Source organism: bacterium SCSIO 12643 (genome assembly GCA_024398135.1).
Taxonomy (GTDB): Bacteria; Bacteroidota; Bacteroidia; order Flavobacteriales_G; family Salibacteraceae; genus CAJXZP01.
The window spans coordinates 270,107-288,307 of the sequence record CP073750.1 but is presented as its reverse complement, the minus strand read 5'-3'; the positions used below and the strand labels follow the sequence as shown (position 1 = coordinate 288,307).

Here is an 18,201-nt window from a genome sequence, read left to right as displayed (position 1 = left end):
CTTTGAAGTTTTAAAGGAATAAAGAATGTTTGCAACCTAATAATTCAAAACTTAAGTCTTATGAAGATTGTATACACATTCGTTTTTACGCTAATTAGTATTCTTTTTATTGCATGTGGTTCTGATTCTCAAAGCGGAGATCAAAATCAAATTGTTCATGATTTTTTAGATGATATCCATGCGCTGGAAAATGTAGAAAAACCAATAGAAAGCTTTATTGCTGCTGCGGAAGCATCTGCGGATAAAGTAATGTCTTTGGATAAAGAAAACGTAGCTGATGTTTTTGAACAAGCCAAAAAATACGATCATTGTGTGATCGTTACAGGAAATCATACCATTGTACTGGTAGATGATTTTGAGAATTGTAAGTCATCCGGTTCTTGGGGCGCATGTATGCCTTTTGCAGAGGGGTTTATCAAAAAGGGAGAATTAGTCCATCAAAAAGACTATATCAATAATATTATCGGAAGACCTGATACACAAAAGCGTACGGTTTACTTTTTTGAGTAAGGTTTTATTCTTCTAAAATCACCCATTTTACGCGACCAATCTCCCCGGTTTCTATTTGCACTTTGATCCCATGTGGATGTTGTGGAGATTTGGTGAGGATACGTGAAACGATGCCTTCTGTGAGTTCACCTGAACGTTGGTGGTGCTTTTGTACAATTTGGACTAAACCGCCTACAAAGATGTTTTTTCGCAAATTCCCCGGAATATTTTTATGGTCCATCATTTAATTTAAAATCATAAAAAAGCCTGAGATTTCAATCTCAGGCTTTACTATTTATATTTTGAATATTAATCTCTTAAATCCACAACATCACCTGCTTTAGAGGTATCGAAAACAAACATAGAATCGTTCATTTCCTCGTTGCTTTTGATTGTTTTTAAATCATAAGTGAAAGTGTTGCCGTCTTTACCAAATACTTCAATTCTTGTGATTTGAGAAGATGCCTGATCCACATAAATTTTGATTGTATGGTATGGTTTTCCACCACCTTCAGGAAACAATTTGATCATGTCCGTCTTTTTCCCGTTCACACTTACCACAGAACCGTATAAGTAATTGAATCCGCTCTCATAGATTGTTAAAAGAGAAGATGGACTAATTGAACCTTCTTCTTCGTCTTCAGAAGTAGCATCAGAGATTTGGCACTCGTCATCATCTTCTAAATAGGTCCAAACAGCTTTTCCGTCACTATATCTTTCGATTCCGGGAAACATCAATTTATAACGATCTCCTTTGATCCAAACTTTACCAGCTTGTTTTTCATCAATTCCATTTGGTTTATTTACCAAACGATAATCGAATTCGATATACATCGTAGAATATGATTTATTGGTTGCGCTTACTTTATCTAAAATCTTTTTGGCTTTAGGATCTTTTGGGTTCTCATTTTGAGCGAAAGTCCCCAAAGAAAATGATAGTAATAAGACTAAGGCAAATAGCGATTTTTTCATTTTAATTTTTTTGCAAATTTATAATTAAACCCGTTATGATTATTGGATTTATTCTCCCCCTTTCAATTTTTGAGCCAAACTAATTTCGTCAGCTATAAGTACCTCTCTGGCTTTACTTCCGGAGAATGGGCCAATGATTCCAGCGGCTTCCAGTTGGTCAATGATTCTTCCGGCTCTATTGTATCCCAATTTCAGTCTTCTCTGTAATAAAGATGCGGAACCTTGTTGGTGCTGAACCACGATCTGAGCAGCTTCGTCAAAAAGTACATCTCGATCTTCATCAGCCATTGAACCTTGAGATGCAGCAGCTTCTCCAACATATTCCGGTAATAAGAAGGCATCAGAATACCCTTGTTGTTCACCAATAAACTCACAAATTCGTTCAACTTCTGGCGTATCTACAAATGGACATTGTAAACGTATGATTTCGTTTCCAGGAGAGAAGAGTAGGTCACCTCGGCCAATAAGTTGATCTGCACCACCTGAATCCAAAATTGTTCTGGAGTCAATTTTAGAAGTTACTCTAAATGCCAGACGTGCTGGAAAGTTGGCCTTGATCATACCGGTAATTACATTCACTGAAGGTCTTTGTGTAGCCACAATTAGGTGAATCCCAATAGCACGTGCCAATTGAGCTAAACGCGCAATAGGTGTTTCCACTTCTTTTCCTGCGGTCATAATCAAATCGGCAAACTCATCAATCACCAAAACAATGTATGGTAAGTAGCGGTGTCCTTTTTCAGGATTTAACTTTCTCGCAACAAATTTTTGATTGTATTCAATAATCGTACGCGCCATGGCATCCTTTAACAGGTCATAACGCTGATCCATTTCAATACATAGCGAATTCAAAGTCGCAACCACTTTCTGTGTATCTGTAATAATCGCATCTTCCTCCCCAGGAAGTTTTGCCAAATAGTGACGTTCAATTTTGTTATAGAGCGTTAGCTCTACCTTTTTAGGATCGACCAAAACAAACTTTAGTTGAGACGGGTGCAGTTTATAGAGTAATGAAACCAGAATAGCATTCAATCCAACCGACTTACCTTGCCCGGTAGCACCAGCCATCAACAAGTGAGGCATCTTAGCTAAGTCAGCAATAAATGATTCGTTTGAAATCGTTTTACCTAAAGCTACAGGCAGTACCATCTCCGTATTCTGGAACTTATCAGAAGCCAGCATGGTTTTCATCGATACGATTTCCGACTTTTTATTTGGTACCTCAATACCAATAGTACCTCTACCCGGAATCGGAGCGATAATACGAATACCTAAAGCGGATAAACTCAAGGCAATATCATCTTCCAGATTTTTAATTTTAGAGATACGAACACCCGGAGCAGGAACGATTTCATATAATGTAACCGTTGGCCCAATCACTGCAGAAATCTCCGAGATTTCGATCTTGTAATTTTTAAGCGTAGTAATAATTCGGTTTTTATTACTTTCCAGTTCGGTACGGTCAATTTCAATTCCGGTATTCCCAAAATCTTTTAATAAATCCAGACTTGGTTTTTGATATTTGGAAAGATCTAGTTCCGGATCATATTCTCCAAATTCTTTCGCTAAATCACGGATTTCACTATCCTTTAAGGTTTCCTCTTCTTCACCAACTACCGCTTCTAAAGCCACATTTTCATCCACCGGAGCAGAAGGTGTTTCTTTAGGAGCGTCAGTAGATAAAACAATGTTTTCAGTTACCTGTTCAGCAGGAACCGATTCTGGTTCAGGTTCGTTTACCGTAGGAGTAACGACCTCAAGAGGCATTTCGCTTACGGGTTCAGAAACTTCTTCAACTTCCTTATTAGCAGGTTCTTCTGAACTACCTAAATCTAGTTTTAATTCTTGAACCGGTGCAGGAGTAGGAGGGATGATTTCTTCCTGTGGAGTAGGTTCCACGACAGGAGGATCTTCTTTAGGTTGACCTGGAGTAACTGGTTTAACTTTTTCTACTTCTTTTGAATCCATTATAGGATCGACCTCTGGTGTATCAGATTTATCGAAAACCCCTTCTAAAGAAATATTGAAATTAATCAATACAAATGCAGCTAAGACAAACAATAAAATCATTAATGCTCCCATAGAGCCTACAGCTACGTTAAGATAGCTAATAATGCTTAACCCAATTCCACCACCTAAGATTAGAGTAGCATCACTGGTAAAGAAATAAGATAAAAAAGGAGGTAACCACAGCAGAATAAAAACGCTGTATTTGAATATAACTTTTGCATTGATTAAAGTGATTTTAAACAGTGCTTTGATTCCTAATCTGAAAATGATTGGAACAAAAATGAATCCAGCCAGACCGAACCAATCTCCGATGAATTTTTGAGAAATGACCGCACCGAATTTTCCCAACCAGTTTCTGATTTCAGTATTGCCTAATTCATCTACACCGGTTTTAAGCAAATTCTGATCATAGTTCCCGGTAACTAAAAATGAGGTAAAGGCGATTAAAAAGATAAGCGAAACAAGAATCAAGAATAGTCCAAATCCTAATCTGAATTTTTCAGATTTTAAATTCGAAAACAGGTTGATTTTGTTTTTCTTGGGTGCCTTCTCTTTTTTAGATTTTTCTTCTAAATCCTTTTCTCCTTTTGGTCTATTTGTCTTTTTGGCCATGCTCTGCGCTACAATTTACTCCTACATTCAAAAGTAAACGTTGAAAACACTATCTCTATTGGGAGAATCTATAGTTTTCAGCACGGTTATTAACAATTTTAAGGGGTGATTTCTACTGTTGCGGAATGTCTTTTATCAGTGCATTTCTGTATTCTTCTTTACTTAAAACTTTATAGTTTTTAGGAAGTAAAAATTGTGCATCACTTTGTTTGGTTGGATTTACTGCAAATGCTTCAGAATAAAATGTAACTCCATTCATGTTTCCTTCAAAATACAGCGGAAAACCTTTTAATCCTTTGTAAACGACATAAGCCTCTGCCGGGATTTTTTCGGTATAGTACACAATGAATGGCTTGGTAGAACCTGGCATATATACCAGTGCTTTTTTACATAAAAATCCAGCGATCTGTTTTGTTTCATCTAAATATTCAATACTTACAGGAGTCACCATGCTATTTTCTTCGGCTTGATAATCTTGATTTGTAAGGCGGTAAGCCACTGAAGTTTCCCCCACCTGCATCGCATTATAACCTGTCATGGTGGCTAAATTCTTAATGTAGATTTGATAACCATTCACCAGGCCAGTTGGACCTTTTTTGCAAACCAAATTATCACGGATATAAACGTCACTGTTTCTTGGTAACTGATCTCTGTATCTTAACAAATGTTCTGGGAAATAGGTATAGGTTGTGGTAAAGTGAATTTCACCTTCAAAGTTTACTGATTGTGCAGTGGTTTGAGGGAGATATGCTAAAAATAAAAGGATGACAGAGAGAAAGAATTTACCCATGTTTTAAAATTTAGTTTGAATACGAATATAAGACGAAAAGGATGGCTGATTCGATTATTTTTTTTGAATCTGAAGAGAATTTAACGCTTTTTTAAATGTTTGATTCGAAATAGTCAGGGATTTGAAATTTGTTAAGTTTTTGAATACGATTTGTACGCGGAAACTTGTAGTCCAAAACATATCTTTGTGTTTTAAACCATAAAGATGCCGGCAAATAAATTCGCTACAATCCGTTACCACGTGATTGATAAAATGCTCAGAAACAAATACAAACCCTATCCTTCGGTGGAAGATATTATGGAAAAGTGCAGCGATGTGCTTTTAAAGCCCATTTCTAAATCCAGTATTGAAAAGGATATTCGCGCGATGAAGAATGACGAGGCATTGGGATATTTTGCACCAATTGAATATAGTCGAAATTATAGAGGCTACTATTATGCTGATGAGGATTATAGTATAGATTCTGTGCCATTGAACGATGATGAAATAGAAGCCGTACAATTTGCGACCAATATTCTAACGCAATTTAAAAACGTGGCGATTTTTAAGGATTATGAAAATGCAATAGAAAAGGTATTGGATAAGGTAAATCTTACAGGTTTGAATACTACGGTCGAAAAAGAGTTTATTCAATTTGAGAATACACCCACTGTATCCGGGAATGAGTTTTTGGCACCCATCTTAAATGCGATTCGAAAGAAGAGCATATTGACATTTAGCTATCAAAGTTTTAAAGCGGATTCTGAATCGGAAAGAGTCGTGGAGCCGTATCTTTTAAAAGAGCATAAAAATCGTTGGTATTTGGTAGCTAAAGAACAAAATAGTGAAGTGTATAAAGTCTTTGGTTTGGAACGTATGCATGAGGTAAATGTTACACAGGAAGCGTTTAGACGCGATTTAGGCTTTAAAGCAGATGAATTCTTTAAATATTCCATTGGCATTACAGCAAATCCTTCATTGATACCGGAAAATGTAGTATTTGAATGTAATCATGTGTTGGTACAGTACCTGGAGTCGCAACCCATTCATGAGTCACAGCAAATTGAAAAAACAGATTTTGGAGGAATTGTGTCATTGTACGTAATTCTTACTTTTGAGTTGGAACAATTGCTTATGGGGTTTGGACATGAAGTAAAGGTTTTACAACCGACTACGCTGATTCAAAAAATGTTAGACAAGCATCAGAAAGCTATTGAGAATTATAAGAAATAAATAGATTCACCATGAAAATATTGATTATCAACGGACCAAATTTGAATAAGCTAGGCACCAGAGAAACGGATATCTATGGGAACCAAAATTTTGAGCATTATCTAGAAGATCTGAAAAAAGAATTTGAAGGTGTGGAGTTGATGTATTTTCAAAGTAATCATGAAGGAGAAATTATTGATCAATTACACGATACGGAAAGTATGGATGGAGTGGTGATGAATCCTGCAGGTTTCTCTCATACTTCTGTGGCGATTATGGATGCTATGGCTGCTATAGATACTCCGGTTATAGAAGTGCATATATCCAATGTTTATGCACGTGAAGAATTCCGCCAAAAGATGGTAACGGCCAGAAATAGCAAAGGTGTGATCTCCGGATTGGGATTAGACGGTTACCGCCTGGCAATTCATAATTTTCTTAAAGGAAACTAACCTTTCGTTTTAGATTTTCGATATTGCAAGACATATGCAATGATGGCGAATGTGATAATCACGGTAGAGATAAATTGAGAGTTAGAATACCACCCGTCAAATAAAAAACCACGCGCTTCATCACCTCTAAATTCTTCAATGATAGAACGCCCTGTGGAATATAGAATCAAATAAAGGAGGAATAATTGTCCCGCAAATTGTTGACGTTTTCTGACTAATGTGAGAATCAGAAAAATACTCGCCAACATAAACGAACTATACAATTGTGTGGGATGTAAAGGAACGCCTAAAGGATGGGCCTGACTTAATGGATCATTAAAGGTAACGGCAAAAGGTCCGTGACTTTCTATTCCATGACAACATCCTGCCATAAAGCAACCCAATCTTCCAAAAAAGTGAACAATAATGGCAACAAACCCAATGAGATCCAGAAATTTCCAGGTGGATAATTGATGTTTTTTGATAAACCAAACCACAAAGCCCATTGAAAAAATAAGAGAGCCATAGAATACAAATCCGGAGTTACTGATTAACGATTTTGGATTGGAGAGGTAATATGAAGGATTTTCAAATATCATAAAGAACTTACCTCCAACAACCGACATGATAATCAATCCCATCAATAAGGATTGAGAAGTATCTTCGGATAAACCGAAATCCTGATAAGCATATTTTTTCAGGTAAGAAAAAGCAGCTAAAACCCCAATTAGAATTAAAGCGCCATACGAGTAAATTACGATTTCATTAGGGAGTAAACCTGTGAGGAAATCAGGGGTGTTGAATTTGAAAAGTTCCGGATGCATGCGGACGAAGGTAGGATTATTTTTAACATTTTACCAGTTCAAAAATCAAACAATACAATGATAACGTTATGTTTAATTTTCTAGTTTTGTACTACTAATCTGTATACAATATGTCGGTTATTGAAATTATTAAAGGTCAGGCAGCCAGGCCTGATCAGATCATCATGGTGATCATTTTTGTAACCTTTATCTTAGGCGAAATGATCATTTCATCTTATCGAAATGCCAAGTTATATTCTACCCCTGATACCCTGACTAATATGTTCTTAGGTCTATTGACTTTTGGCGCTTTAGCCTCAGTAAAAGGGATGGTATTTGTCATGTTTGATTTTGTATATGAACATCGACTATTTGATTTTGCTAAGGAACCATGGTATTACGGGGTTTTGTATTGGTTTGGCCTGTTATTGTTTAATGACTTTATGTTTTATGTGTTCCATTGGATCGCACATAAAAGTCGCTTCTTTTGGGCTCTTCACGTAGCACATCATAATTCTAAGGAATACAACTTTACGGTTTCCATCAGGGGATTGTTTCTATTGCAGGTATTTAAATTTCCATTGTGGACGGTCATGCCATTTTTTGGTTTTGAACCATTGGATGTGTTCTTTATGGATTCATTTGTTTATTTCTATCAGTTTTGGGTGCATACCAAGTTGATCGGGCGATTGGGATTTTTGGAAGAGTTTATGCAAACCCCGGTGAATCATGCAGTACATCATAGTGTGAAATCTAATGAGTTGGATAAGAATTTAGGTGGAGTTTTCGTTATTTGGGATAGGTTGTTTGGTACCTACCTCAGAACGGATGAAAAGATAGAGTTTGGAATTCCGAATAATATTGAAACAGAAAACCCCTGGGTGGTGACCATGCATGAATTTATTTCTATCTGGCGAGAGGTGAAACAACCCGGATTATCTTTATCAGAACGGTTCAAAGTAGTGTTTGGTGATTTACCATTTAGGAAGTTTTAGATCAAATTTATGGGATTAACGAGTATACTTAAATCAATATGGAATCCATTGAAACTAAAGTTTCAGAGATGGAAGCACCAGAAAACATGTGTATATACCTATCAAGATTTAAGTGTGAATGTGTTACCGGGAGTATTTTCTCCAAGGATGTATCCATCTACAGAAGCTTTTCTGGACTATATAAATGAGCTCGATCTGGATCAAAAAACAGTTTTAGAATTGGGATGTGGATCCGGAATTATATCCATGTTGGCGGCAAGTAAAGGGGCATTGGTTACCGCATCAGATATTAATCCTGTAGCGTTAGATGAATTAACGGTTCACGCCAGAGATGAAAGACAAAACATTATTGTAGTCTATTCAGATTTATTTGAGAATTTACATTTTCATTTTGATTATATTCTGATTAATCCTCCATTCCAAAGTAAGGCCCCTGGCAGTATCGAGGAACGTGCGGTGGATGCCGGTGAAGATTTTGAGTATTTTGAAAACCTTTTCTCACAACTCAAAGTGAGAACCTTAAGAGAAACGCAAATCTTGATCGCATTACCTGAAGAAGCAGAACAATTCGCCATTTGTCGTAGAGCCAAACTTCATCATTTGAAATTAAAGACGATAAAGATAATGACGAAGGGAATGAGTAAAACGACTATCTATCGTGTGATGGAAGGAGAGTAGTTCCTACAACGGGAATACTTCAGTAGTCATTTGTAACGAAGCCTGAACGGCATCCATATCCAATCCAATATCAGTTTTCTTTTCGTTGAAATAAGAAATTAAGTTTTCGGTAGGCATATTTCCGGTTAAATCGTCTTTAGCCATAGGACAGCCGCCAAAACCTTTAAAAGCGCCATCAAATCGTTCGCAACCGGCATGGACTGCTGCATGAACTTTTTCTTTCCAGGTATCCGGAGTGGTATGCAAATGAGCCCCAAATTCTACTTGTGGTAATTCAGGAATTAAAGAAGTAAACAGATAATCGATTGTTTCAGGATTGGCGACCCCAATGGTATCAGATAAAGAGATAATATCCACACCCAATTCATTATGTAATCGATGCGCCCATTCTAAAACGATATCCGCATCCCACGGATCATTATACGGATTACCGAATGCCATTGAAATGTAAACAACAAGTTCTTTATTTCCGATCACGCAGCAATTCAAAATGTCCTCTGCACGATGGAAAGAGTCTTCAATGGTACTGTTGATGTTTCTTTTCTGAAAAGTATCCGAAATTGAAAAAGGAAAACCTAAGTAATGTATCTCATCAAATTGAGTGGCTTCTTTAGCTCCTCGTGTATTCCCGATAATGGTGAGTAGTTTCGTATCGGTATCACTTAAATCCAGATTTTTAATAACCTCTTGCGTATCACGCATTTGCGGAATAGCTTTGGGAGAAACAAAACTCCCCATATCCAATGTGTCAAAACCTACTTTTAGTAATTGGTTAATGTATTTGATCTTTTGTGCAGTAGGTATAAAGTCATGCAAACCTTGCATGGCATCACGAGGACATTCGATAATTTTCATGGTGCAAATTTAGTGAGAAGAAAGGATATTTTCCAGTTTAAATTAGAGTGGATACTAGAGCTCTAATTATCAGGAAGTATGTTTCAAAATTCCATCACAAATTCGCTTAATCATATATGGTCCTTCGTAAATAAACCCCGTGTAGACCTGAACCAATGAAGCACCAGCTTCCAGCTTTTCAATGGCATCCTGAGCAGTTTGAATTCCTCCCACACCAATAATTGGGAAAGAACCATTTGATTTTTGATATAAATATTTGATGACTTCGGTTGATCTGCTTTTTACCGGTTTGCCACTTAATCCACCCATTTCAGAAGTGATTTTAGGGTCGGTTTTTAATCCGTCTCTACTGATTGTGGTATTGGTTGCAATGACTCCATCGGTTTTTGTAGTTTGAATGATATCAATGATGTCGTCCAATTGTTCCGGTGTTAAATCCGGAGCAATTTTCAATAAAATCGGTTTGGTTTGAGGTCTTTTTTTGTTCTCAATCTGTAGAGCGTTCAGAATCTCAGTCAAAGGACCTTTGTCTTGTAATTCTCTTAGTCCAGGAGTATTCGGAGAACTTACATTCACCACAAAGTAATCTACATAGTCATACAGACCGTTAAATGCTTTGATATAATCGTTTAATGCTTCAGCATTCGGAGTGACTTTGTTTTTACCAATATTCCCTCCAATAATTAAGTTTTTGGGACGACTCTTTAGATTTTCAATCGCGAGTTCCAAGCCTCCATTATTAAATCCCATTCGATTAATTAATCCGGAATCTTCAGGAAGTCGAAACATTCTTGGTTTTGGGTTTCCAGGCTGTGCTACCGGAGTTACCGTACCGATTTCAATAAAACCAAATCCTAAATGTGCTAGTTGTTTGTAGTAATCCGCGTTTTTGTCAAATCCTGCAGCCAATCCAACTGGATTTGGGAACTTGATGCCAAATACGGTACGCTCAAGTCTTTTATCTGTAGACTTAAACATCGCATTAAAAATAGATTTTACACCTGGGATAGCCAGTTTAACTTTCACAATCCCCATCACCATGTGGTGCGCTTTTTCAGGATTGAATTGAAATAGAATCGGACGAATGATCGACTTGTACATAATCTATGCGAGTTCTAATGGTACGTATTCAGCTACTTCCAAACCATAACCTACAATTCCGGTACGCTTGGTGGAGCGACTACTCATTACTTTCATTTTGCTAATTCCTAAATCTCGTAAAATCTGAGCACCAATTCCGTAATCACGAGAATCGATTTTAACCGGTGAATTCATTTTGGCAATTACCGAATCAATTCCACTTGCCGTAATACCATTGCTTGGAGTAGAAGAGTGTCCGTGTTGCATATACAAGATAGCGCCACGACCTTCTTTCTCGATTTGTCTCATTGCCGCATGAATTTGAGGCCCTGTTTTACAATTTAAACTATCAAATACATTTCCCTGTACATAACTAGAGTGTACACGTACTAATGTCGGAACATTTGGATCAAATTCACCCAAAGTCAATGCAATATGCTTTTCTCCGGTTGTGGTTTGTTCGTAGGTAATCAACTTATATTCATGTTTACCTACCGTTTCAGTCACTTCAAACATGCGCTCAATCAAAGATTCGTTTTCCATTCTGTAGGCAATTAAATCTTCAATGCTCACCAGTTTTAAGTCTAATTTTTCAGCTAAAACTTTCAATTGAGGTAAACGTGCCATGGTACCATCTTCGTTCATGATTTCCACGATAACCCCGGCAGGTTCAAGTCCGGCTAATCTAGCTAAATCAATAGCTGCTTCTGTATGACCGGTTCTTCTCAATACTCCACCATTCTTCGCAATTAAAGGAAAAACATGACCAGGTTTTCCGAAACGCTTTTTCTCAGGATGATCATCCAGTAAAGCTTTAATAGTATTTGCACGATCTGCTGCAGAAATACCTGTTGTATTTCCATCGCCCAATAGGTCAATAGATACGGTAAATGCAGTTTCTTGCGGATCGGAAGTATTTCCAACCATTAACTCTAATCCAGCTCTTTTCGCTCGATCCTCTGTCACCGGAGTACAAATTAAACCACGACCATATGTCGCCATATAATTGATCATCTCAGGTGTTACCAATTCTGCAGCAGCAACAAAGTCTCCTTCATTTTCACGGTTTTCGTCATCTACAACGATAACAACTTTCCCTTTTTTGATATCCTCAATTGCTTCTTCAATGGTATTTAATGGCGTACTCATAAGCTCAAATTTTGGTGGTGCAAAAGTAGTTTATTCAATGCAATGAATTTAAATTTTTTAAAGAATGGATTTGAGCAATATTTAGGGGTAAAAAGTGAACCGTAAAATCCAGTAAACCGACATCACATTGTTATATTTGTCAGCTTTAAAATCAGAAAATCAAACATAGCGTTATGAAATTGGTAACACTCGAAGATTATATCATTAAAAAACAAAGTGATTTCCCTTATGCAACGGGAGAATTAACAGGCTTATTGAGCGCCATTGTATTGGCAGCGAAAGTGGTGAACAGGGAAGTGAATAAAGCCGGAATTGCTGATATTACGGGTGCTTACGGAGCTGAGAATGTGCAGGGAGAACAACAACAAAAGTTGGATGTGTATGCCGATGAGATTTTTATGCATGCATTAGAGTCTCAGGGACAAGTATGTGGAATGGCATCTGAAGAGCAAGAAGATTTTGTTCAGTTTGATAGTCATATTGCACAGGATGGAAATTATGTAGTAATGATTGATCCGTTAGATGGATCTTCAAATATTGATGTGAATGTGAGTATTGGAACAATCTTCTCCATTTACAGAAGAGTTTCTCCGGTAGGTTCGCCATTGGAAATGCGTGATTTCTTACAAAAAGGAGATCAACAAGTGGCTGCCGGATATGTGATTTACGGAAGTTCAACCATGTTGGTATATACTACGGGTAAAGGGGTAAATGGTTTTACCATGGATCCATCGTTAGGAACGTTCTATTTATCGCATCCGAACATGCAGATTCCTAAAAAAGGAAAAATCTATTCGATTAATGAAGGGAACTACCCGCACTTTTCTGATGGAATGAAAAAATATATCGCCTACTGCAAGGAGTTAAACAAAGAAACCAACCGACCTTATAGTGCGCGTTACATTGGATCTTTAGTGGCAGATTTCCATAGAAATATGCTAAAAGGAGGAATCTTTATGTACCCTGCAACAGATACTGCTCCTAATGGAAAGTTGAGATTGTTGTATGAGTGTAATCCGTTTGCAATGATTGCGGAGCAAGCAGGAGGAAAAGCGACTGATGGTATGAATCGAATTATGGACATGGAGCCAAATGGTTTGCACCAACGTGTACCGTATTTTACCGGATCAGCGGATATGGTAGATGAGGTGATGGAGTTTTTAAAAGAAGACGTTTTGGAGGTTGAGTAAAATCCACTTCAACATGATAATTCAAGGGTTTCTAGATGTAGATTTTAGAGACCCTTATTTTTTTGAGATCAATAACTATGACTAAAGAATCAATAAAAGAAGCATTTGCCGATCATCCGATAGCGATGGAATTGATGATGTATCTGAGAGACGCAGATTCAGGTCAATTCAAGATCAATGGATTGGTAGGTTCAGGAGCTTCATTGCTTATAAACGGAGTGATTTCCCATTTACGTGGAAGCCATTTGATTGTGGCTAACGATAGGGAGGAAGCCGCATATCTGCATAATGATTTTTTAGCGTTATTGCCAGAAAATAAACTACATTTTTTACCTGCATCGTCCAGAACACCTTATCGAGAAGATAAAGTGAACGATGTGGATGTATTACAGCGCACGGAAACTTTGGATGCGGTAAGTCACCGTAAAGAAGTTGTGGTGATCACTTATCCGGAAGCGTTGTCTGAGCGTGTAGTTACGCGAAAAGAGTTAAAAAGTAAAACGCTGGATATCCAAATTGGTGATGAGATTTCGTTAGATTTTATCAATGAATTGTTAGATGAATACCGATTTGAAAGAGAAGACTTTGTTTCAAAACCAGGTGAGTATGCGATTCGTGGGGGGATTGTCGATATCTTCTCTTATAACCACGATTTGCCATATCGTGTGGAGTTTTTTGGAGATGAAGTAGATTCTATTCGAACATTTGATCCTGCTACACAGTTATCCGATCATAATTACCAGAAAATAAGTATTGTTCCTGATGTACGTGACCAGATGTTGGTAGAAAACCGAATTAATGTATTGGAGTTTTTTACACCATCAACAACCATTTGGTTTAAGGATGTACAATTTGCGATTGATAAAGTAGAGAAAGAGTTTAATCTGGCGGTAGAATTATATCCTAAAACGGAGAACAAGGAAACGGTGATGTTGCCGCCTGAGGAACTTTACATTTGGGGTAAAAAAGTTGCCGAAATATGTGCGCAAAAGAAGGTCGTAGAGTATGGATTGAATAACTTTTATACCCAAGCTACAGCAGTACAGGTAAAACAGGCGCCTCAACCTGTATTCAATAAGAACTTTGAGTTATTAAGCGAGCAGTTTGAAGAGAATACTAAAGCAGGTATTCAGAACGTGATCGCTTCTTCTTCAGCAAAACAAATCGATCGATTACATAACATTTTTGAAGATCTGGAGCGTCAGCATACATTCTCCCCGATTCTGTTGGATTTGCATCAGGGGTTTGTGGATCAAAGTCTTAAGATAGCCTGTTATACGGATCACCAGATTTTTGAACGCTTTCACAGATTCCATCTTAAAGAAGGATTTAAGAAGAGCCAGCAGGATATTACACTCCAGGATTTGGCAAAACTGGAAACCGGAGATTATGTGACTCATGTGGATCATGGAATTGGAAAGTTTGCCGGACTGGTAAAGGTGGACAACAATGGCAAAAAACAAGAAGCCATTAAGTTGATTTATCGTGATAATGATGTGTTGTATGTTAGTATTCACTCGCTACACAGAATTGCGCGTTACACAGGTAAAGATGGAACTGAACCAAAAGTTCATAAAATTGGTTCACCAGCATGGAAGAATACCAAGAGTAAGACCAAAAGCAGGATTAAGAAGATCGCATATGATTTGATCAAATTGTATGCACAAAGAAAATCGGTAAAAGGTTTTCAGTATGCTCCGGATTCGTATTTGCAACATGAGTTGGAAGCGTCTTTTATTTATGAAGATACACCGGATCAGGAGAAATCTACATTGGATGTAAAAACAGATATGGAATCAGAAACCCCAATGGATCGATTGGTGTGTGGAGATGTTGGTTTTGGAAAAACTGAGGTAGCCATTCGTGCAGCATTTAAAGCTGCGGTAAATGGAAAGCAAGTCGCTGTTTTAGTGCCGACAACGATCTTGGCCATGCAACATCATAAAAGTTTTTCCAATAGATTGAAAGACTTTCCGGTAACGGTTGAATATGTGAATAGATTCAGAACAGCCGGACAAACCAAAGAGGTTTTAAGAAAGCTAAAAGACGGTAAGGTCGATATTTTGATTGGTACCCATCGAATTGTAGGTAAAGATGTTGAGTTTAAAGACCTGGGTTTATTGATTATTGATGAGGAACAAAAGTTTGGTGTTGCAGTAAAAGATAAATTGAAGACATTGAAGGCCAATGTAGATACCTTAACACTAACGGCTACACCCATTCCGAGGACATTACAATTCTCTATGATGGGGGCCAGGGACTTATCTGTGATCAGTACACCACCACCGAATAGGCAACCAGTAGAAACGGAAGTGCACACCTTCAACGAACAAATATTTAAGGATGCGATTAGCTATGAAATTGCCAGGGATGGACAGGTTTTTATCGTTAATAATCGTGTGGCCAATCTAGAGGAAATCGCAAATCTGGTGAGAAGAGTGGTACCCGGAACACGTGTGGTTACCGGACATGGACAGTTGGATGGAAAGGAACTGGAAAAGCGTATGATGGCTTTTGTGAATGGAGAATATGATGTGCTGGTGGCGACTACTATTATTGAGTCTGGGTTAGATATCCCAAATGCCAATACCATTTTGATTAATAATGCACATCATTTTGGATTAAGTGACCTGCATCAAATGCGTGGAAGGGTTGGACGCTCCAATCGTAAAGCATTTTGTTATCTTATTGCGCCACCGATGTCGGCATTGACCACTGAAGGTCGTAAAAGGCTAGAGGCGATTAGTCAGTTTTCAGATTTGGGAAGCGGAATCAATATTGCGATGCGTGATTTGGATATTCGTGGTGCAGGAGATCTTTTAGGTGGAGAGCAGACCGGTTTTATAAGTGAAATCGGTTTTGAAATGTATCAGAAAATCTTGGATGAAGCTATTGAGGAGTTAAAAGAAAACGAATTCAAGGAAATGTACGCTTCTGAAGAAAAAGAATATGTCAGAGATACTGCTTTAGAAAGTGATTTGGAAATACTGATTCCGGATCGATACGTTCAAAACGTTGCTGAACGCTTAAAGTTGTACAAAGTACTTGCTGATTCTAAGACGGAACAGGATTTAGAAGTTTTTGCGAAACAATTAATTGATAGATTCGGACCATTACCTGATGAAACCCGATTATTGATCGAATCCGTGAAGTTAAAGTGGAAAGCTAAAGATATCGGCTTTGAGAAATTGGTGTTGAAGAGCAACAAATTGATTGGGTATTTTGTCAGTAACCAACAGTCCAGTTACTATGAAAGCCCTTATTTCCATAGAGTTTTGGATTTCGTTCAGCGCTATCCGCAAAAAGCTCAATTAAAAGAAAAGTCCGGAAAGTTGAGTTTGGTATTTGAACAAGTTACAGAACTCCATTTTGCGAATGATTTACTTCAGGGGATTTTAGATTTTAATTCTGGCAAATAGATTCTCATAGAGTTGTAAATATCCACGTGGTTCGTGTATAAATTAAAATGTGCATAGTCTGATTATAGGACTATTTGTTATAATTTGCGCCCGTTTTCAAAACGTATCGAAGTCGTATTTTAACGGATAAAAATGAGAGTTCTAGTTCCAACAGATTGTTCAGATTTAGCAGCCATTGCATTAAAACCTGCAAAGTTGTTGGCTCAGAAATTTGATGTGGAAATCGTAGCTCTTAAAGTGGTAAATGCGCCCGTAGATGCGGTGTTTGATGAAAATGGTGAACTTACAGATCATGAGGAGTTTGATGCTTCCGTCTATCGCAAAGAAGTTGCAGAGGGCGCCATAAAGGTACAGGACTGGGCGAAACAACATGAATGTTCGGTAGAGCCTTTGGTAAGATCAGGTTTAATGATCGAGTCGATTCTGAAAGTGATTGAGGAGGAGCGTATTGATATGGTAATCATGCATAGTGACATTACATCTGGTTTAAAGAAAATGGTGCATGGACCAATTGTAGAGCGCATCGTACTGAATTCTAAAGTTCCGGTACTTACGGTTAAAGATTATTTTGATTCTTTTAATAACATTGCGTTCGCCAATAATTTCAGACGATATGATGTGAGAATTGGAATGGTGAAAAAGATTCAGGAAGCTTTTAATTCCAAATTGCATTTGATCAGGGTAAACACACCTCGTAAGTTTATGAGTCATGATGAGGCGATGTTTGGAATGGAAGCTTTTGCCAAAGCGCATGATTTGAAAAATGTAGAGTTTCATCATATTAATGATAAGAAGATCGATAGAGCTTTGATTGATTTTTGTAAGATTTACAAAATAGATTTGATGACTATCGGCTCAAAACAGAGAAAAGGTTTAATCAGTGTAATGAGAGGATGTCCATCCAAGGAGATTGTAAATCAAATGGAGTTTCCGGTATTGACATTCAGATCCAAATCAAGAAAAAAGTATACGTATGGAATTCATTAAAGATCCATGGCCATGGTATGTTGCCGGGCCCATTATTGCGTTAGTTTATACCATGTTGGCCATGTTTGGGAAGAGCTTTGGGATATCATCATCTCTAAGAACAGTGTGCGCTATTGCTGGGGCAGGGAAGAAGATTCCATTTTTTGATTTTGACTGGAAATCACAAGTGTGGAATTTGACATTTATTTTAGGAACTATCATAGGAGGGTTTATTGCTTCGCAGTATATGTCAAATGGTGAAGGGATGATTTTGGCTGATTCTACTGTAGCATCATTACAGGAGATGAATTTGACCAGTTATGAGGAAGGAATTTATCCAAAAGAGTTGTTCAACTGGGACCTTTTATTTTCGCTAAAAGGTTTTATTATCATGATTTTGGGCGGATTAATGATTGGTTTTGGAACGCGCTGGGCGGGAGGTTGTACTTCCGGTCATGCCATTAGCGGATTAGCTAATTTACAGTTACCATCTTTGATTGCTGTAATTGGTTTTTTTATCGGAGGGTTGGTAATGACTCATTTTTTATTACCTGTAATTTTAAGTCTATAG

17 protein-coding genes are annotated in these 18,201 nt (G+C 37.6%); 9 read left to right on the top strand and 8 right to left on the bottom strand.

What is annotated here, in order from left to right:
• The first annotated feature begins 60 nt into the window (after positions 1 to 60).
• A complete protein-coding gene (locus tag KFE94_01235; protein ID UTW66764.1) occupies positions 61 to 510 on the top strand; it encodes a hypothetical protein in 450 nt (149 codons plus the stop codon).
• A 4-nt stretch (positions 511 to 514) separates the two neighbouring features.
• Here KFE94_01235 and KFE94_01230 read toward each other — a convergent pair whose 3' ends face one another.
• The 4 genes from KFE94_01230 to KFE94_01215 all read right to left on the bottom strand — a co-directional run bounded on the left by KFE94_01230 (position 515) and on the right by KFE94_01215 (position 4,873).
• On the bottom strand, positions 515 to 730 hold the full coding sequence (locus KFE94_01230; GenBank protein UTW66763.1) for a YwbE family protein: 216 nt from the start codon (positions 728 to 730) through the stop codon (positions 515 to 517).
• Positions 731 to 798: 68 nt separating this feature from the next.
• Complete coding sequence (locus KFE94_01225) at positions 799 to 1,461, bottom strand: outer membrane lipoprotein carrier protein LolA (protein UTW66762.1); 663 nt, start codon at positions 1,459 to 1,461, stop codon at positions 799 to 801.
• 48 nt (positions 1,462 to 1,509) lie between these two features.
• The gene (locus KFE94_01220; protein UTW66761.1) at positions 1,510 to 4,083 is read right to left on the bottom strand and encodes a DNA translocase FtsK; all 2,574 of its coding nucleotides are present in this window, start codon (positions 4,081 to 4,083) and stop codon (positions 1,510 to 1,512) included.
• A 112-nt stretch (positions 4,084 to 4,195) separates the two neighbouring features.
• A complete protein-coding gene (locus tag KFE94_01215) occupies positions 4,196 to 4,873 on the bottom strand; it encodes a hypothetical protein (protein ID UTW66760.1) in 678 nt (225 codons plus the stop codon).
• 204 nt (positions 4,874 to 5,077) lie between these two features.
• On the opposite strand from KFE94_01215, the gene KFE94_01210 reads away from it, so the two are divergent.
• The gene (locus tag KFE94_01210) at positions 5,078 to 6,085 is read left to right on the top strand and encodes a WYL domain-containing protein (protein ID UTW66759.1); all 1,008 of its coding nucleotides are present in this window, start codon (positions 5,078 to 5,080) and stop codon (positions 6,083 to 6,085) included.
• Positions 6,086 to 6,096: 11 nt separating this feature from the next.
• On the top strand, positions 6,097 to 6,516 hold the full coding sequence (aroQ, locus tag KFE94_01205; protein ID UTW66758.1) for a type II 3-dehydroquinate dehydratase: 420 nt from the start codon (positions 6,097 to 6,099) through the stop codon (positions 6,514 to 6,516).
• Here the strand turns inward: aroQ and KFE94_01200 are convergent.
• Positions 6,513 to 7,319: a prolipoprotein diacylglyceryl transferase gene (locus KFE94_01200; protein ID UTW66757.1), complete on the bottom strand. Its 807-nt coding sequence runs from the start codon at positions 7,317 to 7,319 to the stop codon at positions 6,513 to 6,515. The genes aroQ and KFE94_01200 overlap by 4 nt on opposite strands.
• Positions 7,320 to 7,429: 110 nt before the next feature.
• On the opposite strand from KFE94_01200, the gene KFE94_01195 reads away from it, so the two are divergent.
• Together KFE94_01195 and KFE94_01190 are read left to right on the top strand one after the other, a co-directional pair.
• Positions 7,430 to 8,293, top strand: a complete 864-nt coding sequence (locus KFE94_01195) for a sterol desaturase family protein (GenBank protein ID UTW66756.1) — start codon at positions 7,430 to 7,432, stop codon at positions 8,291 to 8,293.
• Between the two features lie 48 nt (positions 8,294 to 8,341).
• Positions 8,342 to 8,971 carry a class I SAM-dependent methyltransferase gene (locus KFE94_01190; GenBank protein UTW66755.1) on the top strand — a complete coding sequence of 210 codons (630 nt, stop codon included), beginning with the start codon at positions 8,342 to 8,344 and terminating at the stop codon, positions 8,969 to 8,971.
• A 3-nt stretch (positions 8,972 to 8,974) separates the two neighbouring features.
• Here KFE94_01190 and KFE94_01185 read toward each other — a convergent pair whose 3' ends face one another.
• From KFE94_01185 to ribB, 3 genes are all read right to left on the bottom strand, one after another.
• The gene (locus KFE94_01185; protein ID UTW66754.1) at positions 8,975 to 9,826 is read right to left on the bottom strand and encodes a hydroxymethylglutaryl-CoA lyase; all 852 of its coding nucleotides are present in this window, start codon (positions 9,824 to 9,826) and stop codon (positions 8,975 to 8,977) included.
• A 69-nt stretch (positions 9,827 to 9,895) separates the two neighbouring features.
• Positions 9,896 to 10,927, bottom strand: coding sequence for a quinone-dependent dihydroorotate dehydrogenase (locus KFE94_01180; GenBank protein ID UTW66753.1), 1,032 nt, complete (start codon positions 10,925 to 10,927; stop codon positions 9,896 to 9,898).
• A 3-nt stretch (positions 10,928 to 10,930) separates the two neighbouring features.
• Positions 10,931 to 12,055, bottom strand: a complete 1,125-nt coding sequence (gene ribB, locus KFE94_01175; GenBank protein ID UTW66752.1) for a 3,4-dihydroxy-2-butanone-4-phosphate synthase — start codon at positions 12,053 to 12,055, stop codon at positions 10,931 to 10,933.
• A gap of 173 nt (positions 12,056 to 12,228) precedes the next feature.
• On the opposite strand from ribB, the gene fbp reads away from it, so the two are divergent.
• The 4 genes from fbp (at position 12,229) to KFE94_01155 (ending at position 18,201) form a co-directional block, all read left to right on the top strand.
• Positions 12,229 to 13,245: a class 1 fructose-bisphosphatase gene (gene fbp / locus KFE94_01170; GenBank protein UTW66751.1), complete on the top strand. Its 1,017-nt coding sequence runs from the start codon at positions 12,229 to 12,231 to the stop codon at positions 13,243 to 13,245.
• Between the two features lie 77 nt (positions 13,246 to 13,322).
• Positions 13,323 to 16,664, top strand: a complete 3,342-nt coding sequence (gene mfd / locus KFE94_01165; GenBank protein UTW66750.1) for a transcription-repair coupling factor — start codon at positions 13,323 to 13,325, stop codon at positions 16,662 to 16,664.
• Positions 16,665 to 16,796: 132 nt separating this feature from the next.
• On the top strand, positions 16,797 to 17,651 hold the full coding sequence (locus tag KFE94_01160) for a universal stress protein (protein UTW66749.1): 855 nt from the start codon (positions 16,797 to 16,799) through the stop codon (positions 17,649 to 17,651).
• Positions 17,638 to 18,201, top strand: coding sequence for a YeeE/YedE family protein (locus tag KFE94_01155; protein UTW66748.1), 564 nt, complete (start codon positions 17,638 to 17,640; stop codon positions 18,199 to 18,201). Before KFE94_01160 ends, KFE94_01155 begins: the two co-directional genes overlap by 14 nt.